The following is a 20,387-nucleotide window of genomic DNA, read 5'->3' as shown; positions in this document are numbered from 1 at the left end:
TATCTCTATGTTCCATATGATGCTCCTTTCAGAAGAGAGCTATGTCATTGATTTTTCAAGCATGCCGCTACAGTTGGTCTTTCACGCGCTTTTGGTTTTGGTGCTGTTTTTTATTCTGGGGAAGCTTCTGTTCAAACCGGTGCAGAAGATTCTTGACAAGCGCAAGGAGATGGTTCAGTCCTCCATTGACGACGCGCAGCAGAAGCAGCAGCAGGCGCAGGAGCTTAAGGCTGAGTATGATCAAAAGCTAGCCGCCGCCATGACGGAGAGGGATCAGATTATACAAGACGCATATAAGACAGCGCAGGAAAAAGAACGGGCCATCTTAGAGGATGCCAGGCAGGAGGCTGCGAGGATCCGGGAGCGGGCTTCGCGGGAAGTGGCGCTGGAGCAGGATAAGGCAAGGGATCTTTTAAAGAGGGAGACGGTCAGCCTGGCGGCAGCCATTGCGGAGAAATTTGTCCGCGAAAGCATCAGCGATTCCGATCAAAAACAGTTGGTAGAGGACGCCATTGCGGAAATGGAGGATGCAAATTGGCAGAATTAGTTGCAAAGCGATATGGCAAGGCGCTGTTCGAGTATGCCTCCTCCCACGGTGTGATAGATGAAATACAGGTGGATGCGGCGTATCTGCGGGATGTATTTCAGCAAAATCCCGGGTTTGCAAGGTATCTGGAGCTCCCTGAGATCACGGCTGAGGCAAAGGTGGAGAGCATCGAGACCATCTTCGGCCCCAGAGATCAGAGGGAGGCCAGCCTCTCCGTGGGAATGCGGGGACTGCTGGCCATCTTGATTCGAAAAGGGCGGATCAGCGCTTTAATGCCAGTCTTGGAGGAGTATGGCCGGCTGGTGATGGAGTTCCGCAGGGAAGTGCAGGCGCATGTCCGTACAGCGGCGGCGCTCTCGGAGGACGAGGAGCAAAGAATTCAGGAGGCCCTTTGCCAATCGCTTCATAAAAAGGTATCTCTCAGCGTGGAGGTTGACGGCGCCTTGATCGGCGGGTTGGTCATTCGGGTTGGGGATACAGTATTTGACAATTCTATCCGCACGAGGCTCGATAGGCTTACTCGTGAGCTTATGGACTTGCAGCTTCGCGGTGAAGAGAAGGCGGTGTAATCAACGTATGAGTTTGCGACCGGAAGAGATCAGCGCCATCATTCGGCAGGAGATCGAAGGGTACGAGAACGCCGTTTCCATGGATGAGGTCGGTACGATTCTGGAGGTCGGTGATGGAATTGCCCGCATTTATGGGCTGGAACATGCCATGGCCGGTGAACTTTTGGAATTTCCCGGATCCGTTATGGGAATGGTTTTAAATTTAGAGGAAGACAATGTGGGAGCCGTGCTCTTAGGCGATGATAGCCATATTAAAGAGGGGGACACGGTGAAGCGCACGGGCCGCGTGGCGGAAGTCCCCGTGGGTGACGCCATGATTGGCCGTGTAGTCAACGCGCTAGGGCAGCCCATCGACGGGAAGGGACCGATTCGGACAGATCGGACACGGCCTGTGGAGCGGGTCGCCCACGGAGTATTGGAAAGAAAATCGGTGGACACGCCACTGCAGACGGGGCTAAAGGCCATTGACTCCATGGTGCCCATCGGAAGAGGACAGCGGGAATTGATCATTGGAGACCGGCAGACGGGAAAGACAGCGATCGCCGTGGACACGATCATCAACCAGCGGGGCAAGGATGTACTGTGCATCTATGTGGCCATCGGGCAGAAGGCTTCTACCGTCGCGCAGCTGGTGAAGAACCTGGATGAACATGGGGCCATGGATTATACGACGGTGGTTTCCGCCACGGCCAGCGAACTGGCGCCCTTGCAGTATATCGCACCCTACGCTGGCTGCGCCATGGGAGAGGAGTGGATGGAGAACGGCAAGGACGTACTCATCGTGTACGATGATCTGTCGAAGCACGCGGTGGCATACCGCGCCATGTCCCTGCTTCTTCGCCGTCCACCGGGCCGTGAAGCGTATCCTGGGGATGTATTTTATCTGCACTCTCGACTGCTGGAGCGGGCATCCAAGCTGTCGGATGAATTGGGTGGTGGTTCCTTGACGGCTCTGCCGATCATCGAGACCCAAGCCGGCGATGTTTCCGCCTATATTCCCACCAACGTGATTTCCATTACCGATGGACAGATCTATCTGGAAACACAGCTGTTCAATCAGGGCGTCCGTCCGGCCATCAATCCAGGGCTGTCGGTTTCCCGCGTCGGCGGGGCTGCCCAGATCAAGGCGATGAAAAAGACAGCAGGCCCTCTGCGGGTGGAATTGGCCCAGTATCGGGAGTTGGAATCCTTTTCCCAGTTTGGTTCAGAATTGGATAAGGATACGCTGGCCAGGCTGGAGCACGGAAAGCGAATCGTGGAGATTCTCAAGCAGCCGCAGTACAAGCCCATGCCGGTAGCACATCAGGTTCTCATTCTGTATGTGGTGACCAACCGGTATCTGATGGATATTCCCCTTGAACGAATCCTGGAATTTGAGGATGCCTTCCTGCAGTATATGGAAGAGCATCACCCAGAAGTTCCTGCCTCCATTGATCAGGATCAGGTTTTGACTCCGGAGATGGAGACCCGGCTGAAGGAAGCGATCAAGCGTTTTAAGCAGGATTTTACCGGGGTGGTGGAATAGATGGCAACGACGCGGGAAATCCAGCTTCGGATTCGAAGTATTAAGGGAACGCAGCAGATCACAAGAGCCATGAAGCTGGTATCAACTGCAAAACTGCAAAAGATCAGAGCCATTGCCCAGTCCAATACGCCATATTTTCAGGCGGTTTACCAGACAATGTGTTCCATTCTGGCTCTGACAGGGGACGACGTTTTGAATGGCCCTATGCTCCAGTCGGGAAAAAGTGCCTATCTGGTGATCACGTCGGACCGCGGGCTGGCGGGCGGATACAACGCCAATGTGTGTAAGCTCCTGGAGAGGTCTATGGGTTCCAAGGAGGATGCGCTGATCTTGACCGTGGGACGGCGGGGACGCGAGTATTTTTCCAGGCGGGGATTTACGTTGGGCCAGCATTTTGAGACGCCGGCGGAGGTGCCGGAGTACTCCGGCGTGAGACAGATTCAGGACGCGGTGATGGACCTGTATAGAAGCGGAACCGTCAAGGAGATCTATGTTGCCTATACGTCCTTTCAGAATACCCTGAGTCAGACGGCAACGCTCATGAAATTATTTCCGCTGCAAAGGGAAGATTTCATGGGCGGAGAGGATGAGCAGGAGAGCAAGCATGGAACCATGCCCCATGTTCTCATGAATTTTGAGCCTGGACCGGAAGCGGTTTTGGCCAATATCATACCGCGGTATATGGGCGGCATACTGTATGGAGTTTTGGTGGAGTCGTCCGCCAGCGAGCAGGGCGCCAGGATGACGGCGATGGATTCTGCAACGGAAAACGCACAGGATATCTGCGATAAACTCACACTGCAGTATAATCGAGCCCGGCAGGGCCACATTACGCAGGAGATAACGGAGATCGTCAATGGCGCTTCCGCGTTGGAAGGCTAAAAACCAATCAAACGGCGCTGAAGCGCCAGAACGGAGGTTAAGATGGCCGATTCAGAAGCTAGAGAAAAAAAGCATGGCATCATTCAGCAGGTTATCGGGGCTGTACTGGATATTAAATTTAGTTCAGACGATCTGCCTGCTTTAAATAACGCCATTGAAATTCCGAGAGAAAATGGAGAGACTCTTGTGGTGGAGGTTGCCCAGCATCCGGGGGATGATGTTGTCCGGTGCATTTCCATGGGGTCCACCGACGGGCTGACGCGGGGAATGGACGCATACGATACCGGCGGCCCCATCACGGTCCCTGTAGGCGTCAATACCCTGGGACGGCTCTTCAATGTCACCGGTGATCCCATCGACGGCGAGGAGGTCCCGGCGGATACGCCGAAATGGTCCATTCACCGAAAACCGCCAGCCTTTGTGGAGCAGTCCACGGACCTTGAAATACTGGAGACGGGAATCAAAGTGGTGGATCTGCTGTGCCCCTACTCGAAAGGCGGTAAGATTGGCCTTTTTGGAGGCGCCGGCGTAGGCAAGACCGTGCTGATCATGGAACTCATCCGCAATATTGCCACGGAGCACGGCGGTTTTTCGGTATTTACCGGTGTGGGCGAGCGGACCCGGGAGGGCAATGACCTGTACCATGAGATGACGGAGTCCGGCGTCATTGATAAGACGACGCTCGTCTTCGGTCAGATGAACGAGCCACCTGGAGCCAGAATGAGGGTTGGTTTGACAGGTCTGACCATGGCGGAATATTTCCGGGATGAGAGTGGACAGGATGTCCTTCTGTTCATCGACAATATCTTTCGATTTATCCAGGCGGGATCGGAAGTTTCAGCGCTGCTGGGCCGTATGCCGTCAGCGGTGGGGTATCAGCCCACGCTGGCCAATGAGATCGGCTCGCTGCAGGAACGGATCACGTCTACGCAGAAGGGATCTATCACATCGGTCCAGGCCGTGTATGTTCCGGCTGATGACCTGACGGACCCAGCGCCGGCCACGACCTTTGCCCATCTGGACGCCACGACGGTTCTCTCCCGTTCCATATCGGAACTGGGTATTTACCCGGCGGTGGACCCACTGGCGTCATCCTCCAGGATTCTGGATCCCCGCGTGATCGGCGAGGAACATTATACCGTGGCCCGGAATGTTCAGGCGATTTTGCAGCGATACAATGAGTTGCAGGATATCATCGCGATTTTGGGTATGGATGAGCTGTCCGAGGCGGATAAGATTACGGTGAACCGCGCGCGAAAGGTTCAGCGGTTTTTGTCTCAGCCTTTCCATGTGGCGGAAAACTTTACAGGCTTACAGGGAGCGTACGTACCGCTAACAGAAACGATTCGAGGCTTCCGGGAAATTTTGGATGGCAAGTACGACGAAGTGCCGGAGAGTGCATTCCTGATGGCGGGAACCATCGATGACGTGGTGAAGAAAGCGGCGGACAGACAACAAGAGGGATAAATGTCTTGTGCTGAGGCCCAATCTTTGCTCAATTTATGCCGCGAAGGCGGATCGTGGAGGTAAGGATGGCGGACAAACAGTTTCGATTACGGATTCTCACGCCCGAACGGGTATTTTATGAGGGAATGGCGGATATGGTCATCTTTCAGGGAGTGGAAGGCGAACTCGGGGTGTTGCCCGGGCATATCCCGCTGACGACGCTGATCTCCTCATCGTCGTTTCATATCCTGACAGAGGATAAGAATAAGACGGCTGTGGTTGCCGTGCATGAAGGGTTTGTGGAGATCCTGCCGGATCAAGTGACGCTGCTGACGGAGGCGGCGGAGTGGCCTGAGGAAATCGATGTGGAGCGGGCGGAGCGGGCGAAAGAGCGCGCACAGAAGCGTCTGGACAACAGTGGGGACGGGCTGGATATCAAACGCGCCCAGCTCGCAATGCAGAGGGCGCTGACCCGCTTACATGTGCATACGTATAAAGGCGTATAAGAATTGGAGACGTGGGTTAGGATGAAGATAGAAAGACTTTTGACCGCAGCTGAGGAGTCCGGCGATCTGGAAGTCTACAGTGAAGAGATCAAGGAAGCCACAAATATGGTGTCAGATGGCGTTTCCAAAAGTTTATCTCAGCTTTTGAACATCCAGAATACCGTTGTGACCAAATTTTTGGATTTCGCCTTGGGGCTGTTGTTGGCCCTTGTGGTGTTCTTTGTAGGATTGAAGCTGATCCGTATCGTTACGAAGGCAGTGGATAAGGGGTTTCAGAAACGCAATATGGATTTGACGTTACAGCGTTTCCTTCTTCCCCTTATCACCTATACCCTGCGGATTCTCCTGGCCATCATCGTGATTTCCATGCTGGGGCTGCCCGTCTCCTCACTGGTGGCGCTGCTAGGCGCCGCGGGGGTGGCTGTGGGGCTTGCCATGCAGGGAGGGCTTTCAAATTTTGCCGGGGGTATCATGATTTTATTTGTAAAGCCGTTTAAGGTGGGGGATTACATTCAGGTCAGTACGGTGAACCAGGAGGGGACGGTGGAAGAGATCGGAATCTTTAACACCTCTCTTCGGACCCCTGACAACAAAAGAATTATCATACCCAACGGGAACATGTCCAGCTCCTGCGTCATGAATTATTCTGCATTTCCTGAGAGACGGGTGGATCTTGTTTTTACCATCTCCTACAGCGCGGATCTCGACCATGTTCGGTCTGTTATTACGGAGGTGCTGAAGCAGGAGGATTTTGTTCTACAAGATAAGGACATCTTTGTGGGCGTCAAGGCATACGGAGATTCCAGCGTGGAGCTTATGGCTTGGGCCTGGGTCTTGTCTAAGGACTTCCTGACTGCTTCGTACGATATAAAAGAGAAGGTCAAAAAGGCATTTGACCGGGAGAACATTGAGATCCCGTATCCACAGTTGGATGTCCATATAAAGGCACAATAATCGGAAGAAAGGAAGAGGACCATGTATTCCGTTGAGTTATCGCAGCTGGTGGACCGATTTGATTTGAAGAATCTGACGCCGGAGGTTGAACTGGATGGGAAGCGAGTCAGCCACGCCGAGGTCAACCGTCCAGCCCTTCAGCTGACAGGCTTTTACGAGTATTTTGATTCGGACCGGCTGCAGATCATCGGCCAGGTCGAGTACTCCTATATGCTGACGCTGAACCCAGAGCAGAGGCGCCAGGTGTTTAAAAAATTATTTTCGACCAATATTCCAGCCCTGGTTATCTGTCGTGGACTGGCGTATTTTGAGGAGGATGGCTTGCTGGAAAGCGCGGTGGAAAATGGGGTGCCGGTTTTTAGCACCGATATGAGCACGACCTCCTTTATGGCGGAAGTCATGCGGTATTTGAACGCAGAGCTGGCTCCACGGATTTCGCTCCACGGGGTTTTAGTGGATATCTTTGGGGAAGGCGTCCTGATCATAGGGGAGAGCGGTATTGGGAAAAGTGAAACGGCCTTGGAATTGATCAAGCGGGGGCATCGCCTGGTGGCGGACGATGTGGTGGAGATCAAAAAGATATCGGATTCCGAGCTTGTCGGTTCTGGGCCTGAGGTCATTCAATATTTTATTGAGCTTCGGGGAATTGGAATTTTGGACGTCAAGGAGCTCTTTGGCGTGGAATCCATTAAATCTTCCCAAAACATTGACATGGTGATTAAATTGGAGGTATGGGATCCCAATAAACAGTATGACAGGCTGGGGCTTCAACAGGAGACCATGACCATCCTGGGAAACAAGGTGATTTGCTATTCCATTCCCATACGCCCTGGACGGAATTTGGCCATCATCGCGGAGACGGCGGCCATCAACCACCGTCAAAAGAAGATGGGGTACAATGCGGCAGAGGAATTAAACAACCGTGTGATTCGGAATATCAATCGCCGGCGTCAGGAGAGAAAGCGAGAGGGACTTATGTAGGAGATTCGCCGTGGGAGGCGAAATCGGGTGCGGTTACAGTTTAACGATCACTGGAGGGTATGGAAAATGATTTATGCAGGGATTGATCTGGGCGGAACATCCATTAAAGGCGCCCTGGTAACGGACAAGGGAGAGATTCTCAGAAAGAAAAGCATTCCGGCTGGCGCGGAGCGGAGTCATCGGGAGGTTGTGACTGACATGGCGAATCTGATCTTGGACCTTATGACGGAGGAAGGCTTGACGCCGGAGGAGGTGGCGTCGGTGGGGGTCGGCTCACCGGGCGCCATAGACCCAGAGAAGGGCGAAGTGATCTTTGCCGCGAATTTTGCAGACTTCCGAAATGTTCCCATGCGCAGCATCATGGAAGAGATTTTAGAGATGCCGGTTTATGTGGACAACGATGCCAACGTGGCGGCTCTGGGGGAGAGCATGTTTGGCGCTGGCGAGGGGTGCCGGAATTGTGTGGCCCTTACCCTGGGGACAGGTCTGGGAGGCGGCGTTATCATCGATGGCAAAATATTTTCAGGAGCTTTCTACGGAGGCGCGGAGTTAGGGCATCAGGTGATTGTCGTGGACGGTGAGCCGTGTACCTGTGGGCGAAAGGGCTGTTGGGAAGCCTATAGCTCTGCGACGGCGCTGATTCGAATGGGCAAGGAGGCAGCTCTTGCGCATCCAGATTCGCAGCTCGGCTCCCTTGCCGGCGAGGGGCTCGCAGAGATGGAAGCGAAAACAGTGTTTGACGCGGCACAGGCAGGGGATGAGGTGGCACAGGGGGTTATCGATGTGTATATCAAGTATCTTGCCGCCGGGATTGTCAATACAATCAACGTATTTCAACCGGAGGTCCTCATTGTAGGAGGCGGTGTCAGCGCTCAAGGGGAAAAGCTCATGGAGCCATTGCGGGAGAAGGTGCAGCAGGAGGTCTTCGGGGGACAGGCGGATAAGACGCAGCTTCGGGCGGCCACACTGGGCAACGATGCCGGCGTCATCGGTGCAGCAATGCTTGGAATTGAATAATCGAGACGTGACTGGAAAAAGCTGGGGATTCTGGGGATAGAGAATTTTCCAGCTTTTGTGGTTGTTTTTCACAATATAATAGTATATAATATGGTAAGAACTTATAAACGAGGGGACGCAAATGAATCATCGAGACCTGGCGGCGCGGCTGCGGGAGATTTTTCCGGAAGAACGCATTCTTAGGGATGTTTTATTAAGTCAGTATACGACCTTTCAGATAGGAGGACCGGCGGACTTTATGGTGACGCCTGCCAATGAGGAGCAGCTGAGCCAGTGCTTAGCCCTCTGTCATCAGGAGAACGTGCCCATATTCGTCTTGGGTAGAGGCAGCAATGTGCTGGTGAGCGACGCAGGATTTCGCGGTGTCGTCATTCGAATCGGCTCTGACTTTCAAAACGTTGAGTTCGAAGAAAATATGGTCATGGCACAGAGTGGCATTCTGTTGTCCAAGCTATCCAGGCTGCTGCTGGAGAGGGAACTGGCAGGTTTTGAATTTGCCTCCGGGATTCCCGGGACTCTCGGCGGCGCCATCTACATGAATGCTGGCGCCTATGGCGGCGAGATGAAGGACCTCCTGATGGAAGTGACGGCCATGGATGAGAATGGGACTTGCAGGAGCTTGTCAGCGGACGAGCTGGAGTTGGGATATCGGACCAGTCTTTTTCAGAGCAAGCCGTGGGTGGTTGTCAGGGCGCTTTTGCGGATGGAGAGCGGCCAAAGGCAGGAGATTCAAGAGAGGATCCAGCTGCTCAATGAGCAGAGGAGGAGTAAGCAGCCCTTAGAACAGCCCAGCGCGGGAAGTGTGTTTAAACGGCCGCCTGGACATTTTGCCGGGCATTTGATCACAGAGGCGGGCCTAAAGGGCTGTCGCGTTGGCGACGCCATGGTTTCCAACAAGCACGCCGGATTTATCGTGAACGTCGGGCACGCCACATCAGCGGACGTGGTGGCATTGATCCGGGCGATCCAGGAGAAAGTAAGAGATCAGTTTGGTGTCGACCTCGTCCCCGAGCTGCGATACCTTGATACATCGCGGTTGAAGAAGCTAAATTAGCGCAGGAGGTGTTTGGACCCTTGATGTTTTTAGTCGTCACCGGCATGTCCGGCGCAGGAAAGAGTACGGTTTTAAACGTGCTGGAGGATACAGGTTTTTTCTGCATTGATAATATGCCGCCGGAATTGATTCCTAAGTTTGCTGAGCTGTGCAGTTCCAGCAATACGGAGGTGGAGAAGGTCGCCTTCGGGATCGATATCCGGGGCCGGCGATTCTTCGCGCAGCTGTTTCAGACATTGCAGGAGATGAAAAATTCTGGATTTGAGGTTCAGATTTTGTTTATGGAGGCGGCGGATGCCGTTCTGATCAAACGGTTCAAGGAGACGCGGCGGCGGCATCCCCTGTTGGATGACACCGATGAACCGCAGGCGATCACGCGAACAGAACAGGCCCTTGCCCTTGAGAGACAGATGTTGCAGGAGCTGAAAAAACGGGCAAACTATGTTCTGGACACCACAAGCATTAATACTTGGCAGTTAAAGGAGGAGATCCGCAAGACGTTTGTGGAGGGGCAGGAATTTAAAAGCCTGATGATCCACATTGTGTCCTTCGGCTTTAAGCATGGAATTCCCATGGATTCAGACATGGTGTACGATGTGCGGTTTATCCCCAATCCCTTTTATATACCAGAAATGCGGGAATTGACTGGCAATGACCGGGCCATCCAGGAGTATGTGATGAAATGGGATGTGTCGAAAGAATTTTTGGACAGAGTGACCCAATTGGTTATATTTTTGATCCCCCACTATATAAAAGAGGGGAAAAATCAGCTGGTCATCAGCATAGGCTGCACAGGGGGTAAGCACCGTTCTGTCACCATGGCCAATATGCTTAGCCAGACGTTAAAACAGAAGGGCCATCGTGTTTTTTTGTATCACCGGGATCTGGAGAAGGATGGAAGGCCGACAGTTTGAGTTGGAGAGGACAGGCAGGGGGAGTGAATGTGGGCAAAGAGGTGCAGTTATGAGAATCGAAGAGGCGAAGATTGTAGCAATCGGGGGTGGTACGGGACTTTCCACCATGTTGCGAGGATTGAAAAGGCACACGCATCATATCACGGCCATTGTGACAGTGGCGGACAATGGCGGCGGTTCAGGCGTGCTCAGGCAGGAGATGAATATGCTGCCGCCTGGGGACATCCGCAACTGTATATTGGCGCTTTCCAACACAGAGCCGATTATGGAAAAATTATTGCAGTACAGGTTTAAAAAGGGATATCTGGCGGGACAGAGCTTTGGCAATTTATTTCTCGCCGCGATGAACGACGTGACGGGGAGCTTTGAGGAAGCCGTTAAGAATATGAGCGAGGTCTTGGCGATTACGGGCAAGGTGCTGCCCGTCACAGCGGAGGACGTGCAACTATGCGCTATGTTGGAGGACGGGACCGTCATCTGTGGGGAGACGGAGATTGTCAGCATCAATAAGGTTTTGCAGAAGAAGATTAAGCAGGTCTATCTGATGCCGGAGATGCCTGCGCCCTCAGAGGAAGCGCTGGCGGCTATTCAGGAAGCGGACGCGATCCTTCTCGGCCCGGGAAGCTTATTTACCAGTATCATACCCAATCTGCTGGTGGACGGGATCGCCCGGGCGATACGCGAGGCGGCGGCGAAGACGATCTATATCAGCAATATCATGACACAACCTGGAGAGACGGATCATTTCTCGCTGTCCGGCCATATTGAGGCGCTGGAACAATATTTGGGCGCCGGTGTGATTGACCATGTCATCACCAATAAGCAGAAGGTCCCCCCCTATGTGGTGCAGCTCTACAAGGAAGAGGACGCATACCCGATTGTCAATGATTATGAGAATCTAGGACATGGGCTTCGCATCACAGCGGCGAATCTGGTTAAGCTGAACCGGGAAAAGCATTTGATCCGGCATGACAGCGACAAACTGGGGATGGTTATTAAGAGGGTTGTCGAGGGGGATGAGGAGGGCGAGGGAAACCCGGTTTTGGAGACCACGGGAGCCCTGTCCGTCAACGATTTGTATCTGAATTAGCGTATCAGGGAAGGGATCTAGATGTCATTTTCCAGTCAGGTCAAAACAGAGCTGGCGGAGCATATGGGCACGGCCAGGCACTGCATGTTGGCAGAGCTCGCCGCCCTTATGAATACTTGTGCCAGAGTCAGCCTTGCGCCATCGGAGATTCAATTTCAAGGAGAAAATGAGGCAACTCTAAAAAAAGTCTTTACATTATTAGAAAAAACATTTAATATAGAGATGGAGGTTTCCTTCCGACACGGACGAGGGTTTCAGCAGGATGGAAAGGCGGGACGTTTCATCGCCTATACGGGAAGCATTCGGGTGCCGGCGCAGGTTTATACCGTTCTCAAGGGGTTAAAGCTTCTCCACAGGACGCCGGAGGGGTGGACCTTTGAGCGGAAGGCAAGCCCGCTGCTCACGGCGAACTCCTGCTGTAAGCGAGCCTATATCCGGGGAGCCTTTTTGGGAGGCGGTTCCATCACCAATCCAGAGAAGACATATCACATTGAGTTTATCAATGAGACAATAGAGCATGCAAAAGCATTGCAGGAGATGATGCGGTTTTTTGAATTGGATTCTAGGATCATCGAGCGGCAGCGGCAAAGCCAGAAGAGCGTGTATGTCCTATATTTAAAAGACGGGACACAGATTGTGGACTTGCTCAATGTCATGGAGGCCCACGTGGCGCTGATGGATCTTGAGAATATTCGCATAGTGAAGGAAATGCGGAATAATGTGAACAGGCAGGTCAACTGTGAGACGGCCAACTTGGGAAAGACCGTGGAGGCTGCCATGCGGCAGCTGGAGGATATTCGCTATGTCATCACGCGAAAAGGACTCGGGTATTTGCCAAAAGGGCTGGAGGAGATCGCCATATTGCGCTTGGAGAACGAGGATGCCAGTTTAAAAGAACTCGGAATGATGTTGGACCCGCCAGTGGGGAAGTCAGGGGTAAACCATCGGCTACGCAAAATATCGCAGATTGCGGACGAACTTCGACGCGGTTCAGAAGGTTGAGATCCGTTTCCTGCTAATAAAAAGGAAACACGAGACACCAAACAGGACAATCGATATGAAGAAAACTTGAGGAGGTTTGGAACATGATTGAAAAGACAATCAAAGTCAAATTATCGGACGGATTGGAATCCCGTCCGGCGGCGCTGTTTGTACAGGTGGCGAGCAAATTCAACAGCCGGATATACATTATGCTGGACAATAAAAAGGTTAATGCGAAGAGCATTATGGGAATGATGTCCCTTGGCATGGTGGAGGGGGAGGAAGTCTCCGTGACGGCAGAGGGCGACGATGAAGAGGAGGCCATCGCGGAGCTGGTCAGCCTGCTAGGCGAATAGGAGGCGGACTTTCCTATAGGAGCATAAAGAAGCCAGGACGCAGTGTGAATCGAACTGTCTACTTGACAGAGGGCTTTCACACTGCGTCCTGGCTTTTATTCCATTTTAGCTGCAAAGCACAGTTTCATGCCCAGGCAACTCATGCTTCCACAAGCCGGAATGGATTTGGAGATTCGCCGGTCCACTGATATAGATGAATGGTTCCATTTTGCGCTCCGTCGGGCGCCGATTCGCTATGGCAGATATAAAAATATCCATTGTCAAAGGAGAAGAAACCAGTCTGCCCTTGCTTAAATTCCCAGCCGTAAATTCCGGAGGCCGCATCGTACAGCCCATCCTGAAGCAAGGTCAGCAATAGACCTGACTCCGGCGCAGGCTGTCCCTTAATCTCGCCTAGAACAGGGGCTTTGGAGCCGTCAATGATATAGAGAGGGTAGTTGGGAAAGGATTTTTTAGTTCCCCGATAGACGGATACCATCCAATTGCCAGTGTAGCCATCATACTCTAAATTTTGGACCCCATAGGTGGTATTGCCGGTGAAGAGGAAATAGCGCTCTTCGGGGGCCGCAGGGCCAGAGTGGTGTGGCGCAGCCTGATTGAGGGGGCGCTCATACTCACGCCAGTTGGCCGTGTCGTAGCGCAGGATGATCTGATAGTCGTTATCCTGCCGCTCTGTGTTGCCATAAATTCCATAGGCCACGTGCAGATCGTGAGGGCTATCCTTGGGAGCGCCAAAACGAGGCCCGAAGGCAACGCCATCGATGCCGCTGCATCCGTAGCGGTGGTCCGGTGTCTGTGCAATATCGCCGTCAAAGACATCGTTTCCGTCCATGTCCGCAGTAAAATCGTCCACCACATCCTGGAGGTATACGGTCGTCATAATTCCGTCCCGCTCTGCATCCATATCCATCTCTGTGATTTTGGAAACGTCAAAGATGGCAATATAGAATGCCTGGGAGGCTTTATACTCCAGGGAACCGTAGACTCTTCCATCTGCATCACAAAAATCCAGGCATCCCAGATGGCCGGTCAAGCCGGTGACGGAACCGACAGGAGTTCCCTGTAAATCCGTTTTTAATAGCATGGTGGTAAAAGAAAAATAGATGAATTCTCGCTTCGTGTCCACGGCAATTCCCTGTACATGGGGCGTTTTCCAGTTGCCGCTAAAAATCGTTAGCGGGAGGTGCCGCAGTTCGGCGGGGAGAGATGTTGAGTCTGGCATGACATAACCTTCTTTCGATTCAGTGTAGTGTGAACGCATTTTCTTTTTGGTTCGGTCAGGGGCTTCGCCCTGTGAAATGAGATTAGTATACCATGGCCTCTGGCCATGACTCCGGCCATGACTCCGGCCATGATATAGCTCCGCGAGGTTGCACACGTCCGCGCAGCGGACTGTTCGCTTCGCTCACCGCGCGGCCGGCGCGTATAATCGCTTACGCGATTATTGTACCATATAAACATTCCCCGTGCAACATCCAGTTGTTTTCTGGGAGTTTCGGTGAAACTCTTTACAGTCCATGGATTTCATGGTATACTAAATCAACAAGAAACAAAGAAAAACAACATAATGCTGGAGGTAATCGGGCTATGAGTACGAAGACAGCGTATCTTGCATTTGACTATGGAGCTTCATCAGGCCGGCTGATGCTCTGCTGCTATGACGGCCATACCATCGATTTGGAGGAGATCTATCGATTTCCGAATGAACCGGTTTGGATGAATGGGCATTTTTACTGGGATTTTCCGAGATTGTTTCACGAGATGAAGATGGGGTTGAAAAAGGCAGCTTCTTTGGATGTGGAGATTGCGGGAATCGGAATTGACACGTGGGGTGTGGATTATGGATACCTGGATGAGGATGGACGCCTGATCTCGAATCCATTCTGTTACCGAGATCCTAAGAACGCCAAAGCGATGGATGAGATGGATGTGGTACATCCATTTAAGGAGTTCTATGAGATCGCGGGCCTTCAGAAGATGGATTTTAACACGGCCTACCAAGTATACTACGATGTTCAGCATCGGCATTACATACTGGATTGTGCGAAAACATTCCTTTTTATGCCAGATTTGTTCGCTTATTTCCTGACTGGGCGCAAAGCATGTGAGTACAGTATCGCCTCGACCTCGCAGATGTTGGATGCCAGGACAAGAAATTGGTCGGATGCTTTGCTGGAGAAGATTGGCATTTCCCGGGAAATCTTGCCAGAAATTGTCGAACCAGGGACTGTGTTGGGCGAACTGACGGATGAGATTGTGGAAGAAACCGGAATGAAAAAAGTTCCTGTGATCGCAGTTGGCTGTCATGACACCGCCTCCGCCGTGTGCGCTGCGCCGCTGGAATCAGAGAACAGTGTGTTTATCAGCAGCGGGACATGGTCGTTGATGGGAATGGAAGTCAGGGAACCGATCATTACCGAGAAATCCCTCCAATATAATTTTACAAACGAGGGCGGAGTGGAGGGAACAATCCGCTTCCTAAAAAATATTTCTGGCTTGTGGATCATTCAGAATCTGAAAAAGAAATGGGAGGAGAAGCAGCCCGATGTGAGCTACATGCTCATTGAAAATGAAGCGCGGAGCGCGGAGCGCCGGCATTTTATCATTGATCCGGATGATGCGAGGTTCATGGCGCCCATGAATATGGTGAAGGAAGTCCAGAATTACTGTGAGGAACAGGGACAGGGGCGTCCGGAGACCATTGGAGAGATCGCGCTGGCGGTCTACAATGGGCTGGCGGAAAAGTACCGGCAGAATGTAGTGGACATAGAGGAGATTACGGGGAAAACCGTCGATGTCATCAACATCGTAGGTGGAGGAACCAAAGATCGCCTGCTCTGTGCCATGACAGCTGCCTCAACGGGCAAGGCCGTCAAAGTCGGTCCGGTGGAAGCCGCGGTTTTAGGAAATGTTCTGATGCAGATGAAAGCGTTGGGGCAGTTGAAGGACGTCGCCGAAGGGCGCGAGATTATCAAACGTTCATTCCCCATTGAAACGTTTAATTGAGGTGGATGGGATTATGTTGGCTATTGACCGGCGGGGAGAGATTCTGGACCGGATTCAGCAGGAGGGGAGCGTAAAAGTTCCAGAGCTCAGCGTTGAATTCAAGGTTACGGAGGAGACAATCCGGCGCGATCTTGAAAAATTAGAGGCGGAAGGACATATCACCAGGACGTACGGCGGGGCTGTTCTGAACAAGGGAACCAGCGCAGATCTCTCCATCAACATCCGAGAGGGCCGCAATCCGGAAGGGAAAAACCGGATTGCCAAGAAGGTGGCGGAGCTCATAGAGAATGGGGACACCATCATGTTGGACTCCAGCACGACGGCTCTCTTTGTTGCAAGGCATCTGAAGGAGAAGAGCCGGGTGACACTGATCACAAATTCCATCCGGATCCCCGTTGAGATTGCGGGAAATGGAGGGGATATCGAGGTTATCGTCGCTGGCGGAACCTTGCGCCCCACCAGTTTGTCCCTGGTGGGCAAACGGACGTCGGATATGCTGGATCACTATTTTGTCAACAAAGCGATCATCAGCTGCAAGGGGATGGACCCAGCGCTGGGAACCTTTGAACCCCATGAGGGGGAGGCGGAGATCAAGAAGAAAATGCGGGATAACGCGGAGCTTTTGATATTGGCAGCCGATTATACGAAATTTAACCGAAAGTCCTTTACAAAAACCATGGAAGCTAGGCAGATCGACATCCTTGTCACAGACCGCCAATTGCCTCCCGAATCGGAGGAGCAGCTGAAAAGACAGAACGTTCGCGTCATCTATGCCTAGGTTTGCACATAGAACAGACAGACGCGAAGATTTAATTGGAATTAACTTGACTTTATCTTTGTTTTTTGATAGAATAAAGACAAACACAGATAAATCAAAGAAAACGAACATTTGAGTCCAACAAAAAACAAAATCTGTGCTTGCGAATTTTTTAGGAGGTTTAACGATGACAGGAGAATACGAAGTTAAGAAACAGATTCTCGATATTGGCCGCCGCATTTATCAGAATGGATTTGTCGCTGCCAATGATGGAAACATCAGCGTCAAGATTTCGGACAACGAATTTTTGTGTACCCCCACCGGGGTATCCAAAGGGTTCATGACACTGGATATGATCTGCAAGGTGGACGGGGAAGGGAAAGTATTGTCCGCCAACGGCCCCTACAGACCTTCATCAGAGATCAAAATGCATCTTCGCGTCTATAAGCTGCGCCCGGATGTAAAATCCGTCGTGCACGCGCATCCCCCCTATGCCACCAGTTTTGCCATCGCGGGGATTCCGCTGACCGAGCCGATTATGCCGGAAGCTGTCATCAGCCTTGGATGCGTGCCGATTGCAGAGTACGGGACTCCGTCCACCGATGAAATCCCGGACGCAGTCGAGAAATATTTGCAGCACTATGATGCGGTTCTGTTGGAAAACCATGGCGCCCTCAGCTACAGCGACTCTCTCCTCAATGCATATTTTAAAATGGAATCTCTGGAATTCTATGCAAAGCTTATGTACATTTCAAAGCAGTTGGGCGGTCCCCAGGAGCTGAACGATGAACAAGTTCAAAAATTGTATGAGATCCGCAGAAAGATGGGGCTATCGGGAAAACATCCGGCGGAGCTCTGCGCGAGCCTGAATGGCCCCTGTAAGGGATGCCACAGCGCCGGCGGCAGCTGCAGCTGTGGTTCCGGGGAAAAGTCCTCCGCCACGGCACCTACAGATGACCTGGTAGCGGAGATCACGAAGCGGATTTTGGCAGAATATCAGAAGTAAGATCCAGTCGATGCTGTTTCGAGCAGCAGAATGGAGGGACAGATGAAACGCTCCAAACGTTTTGAGCTTTTGGACCAGCGACCGGAGAATCAAGATGGGTACATCCGGGAATGGCCTGAAAAAGGCTTTGTAGCCATGCATAGCCCCTATGATCCAGCCCCGTCCGTCAAGGTACAGGATGGCCGGATTGTGGAGATGGATGGCAAGCGGCGGGAGGACTTCGATTTCATCGATGAGTTTATAGCGGATTACGCCATCGACGTGACTCGGACAGAGGACATGATGGCGATGGACTCCTTGGAGATCGCCCGCATGTTGGTGGACATCCATGTGGATAGAAGCGTTATTGTCAAGATCGTCAGCGGCTTGACAGCGGCAAAAATCACGGAAGTGATCGGGCATCTGAACGTCGTTGAAATGATGATGGCGATGCAGAAGATGCGTGCGAGGCGAGTCCCGGCTAATCAGGCCCATATCACCAATAAAGAGGACAATCCGCTTCAGATTGCGGCAGATGCTGCGGAGGGAGCGCTTCGCGGCTTTGCGGAGGAAGAGACGACCATGGCAGTGGCGCGGTATGCGCCCTTTAACGCGCTGGCGCTTTTTATCGGATCGCAGGCTGGCCGGCCAGGAGTCTTGACCCAGTGTTCCGCAGAGGAAGCGGTGGAGCTTGATCTCGGCATACGGGGACTGACCACCTATGCTGAGACGATTTCCGTCTATGGAACAGAGAGCGTATTTGTCGATGGAGATGATACGCCGTACTCCAAAGCATTTTTAGCATCCGCCTATGCATCCCGGGGGTTGAAGATGCGGTTTACATCCGGCTCCGGATCAGAGGTCTTGATGGGGAACGCCGAGGGCAAGTCCATGCTGTACCTGGAAGTCCGCTGCATCATGATTACAAAAGGCGCAGGCGTTCAGGGACTTCAAAATGGATCTGTCAGCTGCATCGGCATACCTGCCTCCGTGCCCTCGGGAATCCGGGAAGTGTTGGGGGAAAACCTAGTGGCCGCCATGCTGGATCTGGAAGTCGCTTCCTCCAATGATCAAAGCTTTAGCCACTCCGACATGCGAAGAACGGCGAGAACCATGCTGCAATTTTTGCCTGGGACGGATTTTATCTTCTCGGGATACGCAGGAGAGCCCAATTATGACAATATGTTTGCTGGATCGAATTTTGACGCCCTTGACTATGATATCTACAACATACTCCAGCGGGATATGATGGTGGATGGAGGCCTTCGGCCGGTCAAGGAAGAGGATGTCATTGAGGTCCGGCGAAAGGCGGGCAGGGCTGTAGCGGCGGTATTGCGATATCTAGATTTAGCAGAGGTTTCGGAGGAAGAGGTTGAAGCGGTGGCCTACGCAAATGGAAGCGATGAGATCCTGCCGCGGGACCGAGCGGCGGATATTGCATCCTGCCAGGATATGCTCAAACGCCAAATCACAGGACTTGACGTGGTGAAGGCGTTGTACCATACAGGGTTTGCCGACATAGCCAGCAGCGTGCTGTCCATGCTGAAGCAGCGCATCACAGGCGATTACATGCATACCTCCGCTATACTCACCGATCAATTTGAAGTTATATCAGCGATTACAGAGCCCAACGATTATAAGGGGCCCGGTACGGGATATCGGGTTTCTGGAAAGCGCTGGGAAGAAATAAAAAACATTCCCCACATCATCGAAGTGGATGAATTATGAGAAGGGGGGATGGCATTGGAACAAGAAATCATTGAACAGGTCGTCCGAATCGTTTTGGAAGAACTCCGGGGCAGGCAGCAAGCGCAAGATTCCGGAGAGCGGGCGGAGGGAACAGACCCATTTCTGCGTGAGATCGGGGAAGCCAAAAGGGGTACCGACGTCAAGGAAGTGGTGATCGCGCTGGGGCCGGCCTATGGGACGGTGATCAGGCGGACCATCGGTGGACTGGATCATCGGAAGGTCCTCCAGGAAATCCAAGCGGGCATTGAGGAAGAGGGAATGCGCTCGCGCATCGTGAAGGTATACAAAACCTCGGATGTAGCATTTATTGGCAAGGCCGGTGCGGCATTGAGCGGCTCAGGTTTTTCCATCGGCTTACAGTCCAAGGGGACCGCTCTGATCCATCAGCGTGACTTATACCCCCTGACCAATATTGAGCTGTATCCCCAGGCGCCTCTGATTGACATATCCATGTACCGGGACATTGGAAAGAATGCCGCCCGATACGCTAAAGGGCTGAATGTGACGCCTCTCACGACGAAAAATGATCCCAACATACGCGCCAGGTACCAGGTGAAAGCGGCGCTGATGCACACCCGCGAGACAGAACTGGTGGACAGAAGGGCACCAACCATGGAGATCGAGCTCATGGATACCCATTGAAAGGAGGTTGGGCGATGGCGGACAGAGTGGTGCGGTCAAAGACAGGGAAGACGCTACAGGATATCACCATGGAGAGGGTTTTAAGCGGTGATATCACACCGGAAGATATCAAGATTAGCAAGGAACAGCTGCATTATCAGGGCAAAGTGGCCAGGGAGCATGGCCGTGTGCAGATGGAACAGAATTTTGTAAGGGCCGGAGAGATGGTGGACATGGAGGATGCCCTGTTATTGGAGATCTATGATAAGCTTCGTCCCAACCGGTCCACAAAGCAAGAATTATTGGAGTATGCATCGCGATTGGAGAATGAGTATCAAGCCGTGGAGTGCGCCAAGCTTATCCGGCAGGCGGCGTCGGTGTATGAACGGCGCGGTGTGCTGAGAGACACGAATTGCTGAAGACCAGCGATGGCTGCTTATTGGGAGG

21 protein-coding genes are annotated in these 20,387 nt (G+C 52.5%); 20 read left to right on the top strand and 1 reads right to left on the bottom strand.

The genetic code is table 11. The features are described 5' to 3' along the window. Positions 1 to 7: 7 nt before the first annotated feature. From atpF to H8730_RS03660, 14 genes are all read left to right on the top strand, one after another. On the top strand, positions 8 to 547 hold the full coding sequence (atpF, locus tag H8730_RS03725; RefSeq protein WP_177717362.1) for a F0F1 ATP synthase subunit B: 540 nt from the start codon (positions 8 to 10) through the stop codon (positions 545 to 547). Further along, entirely contained in the window at positions 535 to 1,116 is a 582-nt protein-coding gene (gene atpH / locus H8730_RS03720) for an ATP synthase F1 subunit delta (RefSeq protein ID WP_177717360.1), read from the top strand. The genes atpF and atpH overlap by 13 nt, the downstream gene beginning before the upstream one ends. A gap of 7 nt (positions 1,117 to 1,123) precedes the next feature. Further along, positions 1,124 to 2,641, top strand: coding sequence for a F0F1 ATP synthase subunit alpha (gene atpA, locus H8730_RS03715; protein WP_177717358.1), 1,518 nt, complete (start codon positions 1,124 to 1,126; stop codon positions 2,639 to 2,641). Next, positions 2,642 to 3,523 (top strand): ATP synthase F1 subunit gamma, encoded by an 882-nt coding sequence (gene atpG, locus H8730_RS03710; protein ID WP_177717355.1) that lies wholly within the window; start codon positions 2,642 to 2,644, stop codon positions 3,521 to 3,523. It abuts the gene before it with no gap. A 42-nt stretch (positions 3,524 to 3,565) separates the two neighbouring features. Continuing rightward, positions 3,566 to 4,990 carry a F0F1 ATP synthase subunit beta gene (gene atpD, locus H8730_RS03705; protein ID WP_177717352.1) on the top strand — a complete coding sequence of 475 codons (1,425 nt, stop codon included), beginning with the start codon at positions 3,566 to 3,568 and terminating at the stop codon, positions 4,988 to 4,990. Positions 4,991 to 5,055: 65 nt separating this feature from the next. After that, the gene (atpC, locus tag H8730_RS03700; RefSeq protein WP_177717349.1) at positions 5,056 to 5,475 is read left to right on the top strand and encodes an ATP synthase F1 subunit epsilon; all 420 of its coding nucleotides are present in this window, start codon (positions 5,056 to 5,058) and stop codon (positions 5,473 to 5,475) included. A 21-nt stretch (positions 5,476 to 5,496) separates the two neighbouring features. Further along, entirely contained in the window at positions 5,497 to 6,429 is a 933-nt protein-coding gene (locus H8730_RS03695; protein ID WP_177717345.1) for a mechanosensitive ion channel family protein, read from the top strand. Between the two features lie 21 nt (positions 6,430 to 6,450). After that, the gene (gene hprK / locus H8730_RS03690) at positions 6,451 to 7,410 is read left to right on the top strand and encodes an HPr(Ser) kinase/phosphatase (RefSeq protein WP_177717342.1); all 960 of its coding nucleotides are present in this window, start codon (positions 6,451 to 6,453) and stop codon (positions 7,408 to 7,410) included. A 66-nt stretch (positions 7,411 to 7,476) separates the two neighbouring features. Further along, on the top strand, positions 7,477 to 8,427 hold the full coding sequence (locus H8730_RS03685) for an ROK family protein (protein WP_177717339.1): 951 nt from the start codon (positions 7,477 to 7,479) through the stop codon (positions 8,425 to 8,427). Between the two features lie 121 nt (positions 8,428 to 8,548). Next, positions 8,549 to 9,481 carry a UDP-N-acetylmuramate dehydrogenase gene (gene murB, locus H8730_RS03680; protein ID WP_177717335.1) on the top strand — a complete coding sequence of 311 codons (933 nt, stop codon included), beginning with the start codon at positions 8,549 to 8,551 and terminating at the stop codon, positions 9,479 to 9,481. Positions 9,482 to 9,501: 20 nt separating this feature from the next. Continuing rightward, a complete protein-coding gene (rapZ, locus tag H8730_RS03675; protein ID WP_177717332.1) occupies positions 9,502 to 10,395 on the top strand; it encodes an RNase adapter RapZ in 894 nt (297 codons plus the stop codon). A gap of 49 nt (positions 10,396 to 10,444) precedes the next feature. Continuing rightward, entirely contained in the window at positions 10,445 to 11,485 is a 1,041-nt protein-coding gene (locus tag H8730_RS03670) for a gluconeogenesis factor YvcK family protein (protein ID WP_249289388.1), read from the top strand. Between the two features lie 21 nt (positions 11,486 to 11,506). After that, positions 11,507 to 12,487: a DNA-binding protein WhiA gene (whiA, locus tag H8730_RS03665; RefSeq protein ID WP_177717328.1), complete on the top strand. Its 981-nt coding sequence runs from the start codon at positions 11,507 to 11,509 to the stop codon at positions 12,485 to 12,487. Between the two features lie 83 nt (positions 12,488 to 12,570). Then, positions 12,571 to 12,822 carry an HPr family phosphocarrier protein gene (locus H8730_RS03660; RefSeq protein ID WP_177717325.1) on the top strand — a complete coding sequence of 84 codons (252 nt, stop codon included), beginning with the start codon at positions 12,571 to 12,573 and terminating at the stop codon, positions 12,820 to 12,822. Positions 12,823 to 12,961: 139 nt separating this feature from the next. On the opposite strand, the gene H8730_RS03655 is transcribed toward H8730_RS03660, so the two are convergent. Then, the gene (locus H8730_RS03655) at positions 12,962 to 14,044 is read right to left on the bottom strand and encodes a hypothetical protein (RefSeq protein WP_177717322.1); all 1,083 of its coding nucleotides are present in this window, start codon (positions 14,042 to 14,044) and stop codon (positions 12,962 to 12,964) included. 365 nt (positions 14,045 to 14,409) lie between these two features. Between H8730_RS03655 and H8730_RS03650 the strand changes: the two genes are divergently transcribed. From H8730_RS03650 to H8730_RS03625, 6 genes are all read left to right on the top strand, one after another. After that, positions 14,410 to 15,828 carry a rhamnulokinase gene (locus tag H8730_RS03650; protein WP_177717319.1) on the top strand — a complete coding sequence of 473 codons (1,419 nt, stop codon included), beginning with the start codon at positions 14,410 to 14,412 and terminating at the stop codon, positions 15,826 to 15,828. A 13-nt stretch (positions 15,829 to 15,841) separates the two neighbouring features. Further along, positions 15,842 to 16,606: a DeoR/GlpR family DNA-binding transcription regulator gene (locus H8730_RS03645; RefSeq protein ID WP_177717315.1), complete on the top strand. Its 765-nt coding sequence runs from the start codon at positions 15,842 to 15,844 to the stop codon at positions 16,604 to 16,606. A 166-nt stretch (positions 16,607 to 16,772) separates the two neighbouring features. Then, complete coding sequence (locus H8730_RS03640; protein WP_177717312.1) at positions 16,773 to 17,591, top strand: class II aldolase/adducin family protein; 819 nt, start codon at positions 16,773 to 16,775, stop codon at positions 17,589 to 17,591. 42 nt (positions 17,592 to 17,633) lie between these two features. Then, entirely contained in the window at positions 17,634 to 19,298 is a 1,665-nt protein-coding gene (locus H8730_RS03635) for a propanediol/glycerol family dehydratase large subunit (protein WP_177717309.1), read from the top strand. 9 nt (positions 19,299 to 19,307) lie between these two features. Next, complete coding sequence (locus tag H8730_RS03630; protein ID WP_177717306.1) at positions 19,308 to 19,961, top strand: propanediol/glycerol family dehydratase medium subunit; 654 nt, start codon at positions 19,308 to 19,310, stop codon at positions 19,959 to 19,961. A gap of 14 nt (positions 19,962 to 19,975) precedes the next feature. Then, positions 19,976 to 20,359, top strand: coding sequence for a diol dehydratase small subunit (locus tag H8730_RS03625; protein WP_177717304.1), 384 nt, complete (start codon positions 19,976 to 19,978; stop codon positions 20,357 to 20,359). Positions 20,360 to 20,387 lie beyond the last annotated feature (28 nt).

The organism is Bianquea renquensis, assembly GCF_014384895.1.
GTDB classification, from domain to species: domain Bacteria; phylum Bacillota; class Clostridia; order Lachnospirales; family Bianqueaceae; genus Bianquea; species Bianquea renquensis.
Note: the sequence above shows the minus strand (reverse complement) of the source record. Positions and strands in the feature narration are given on the sequence as shown.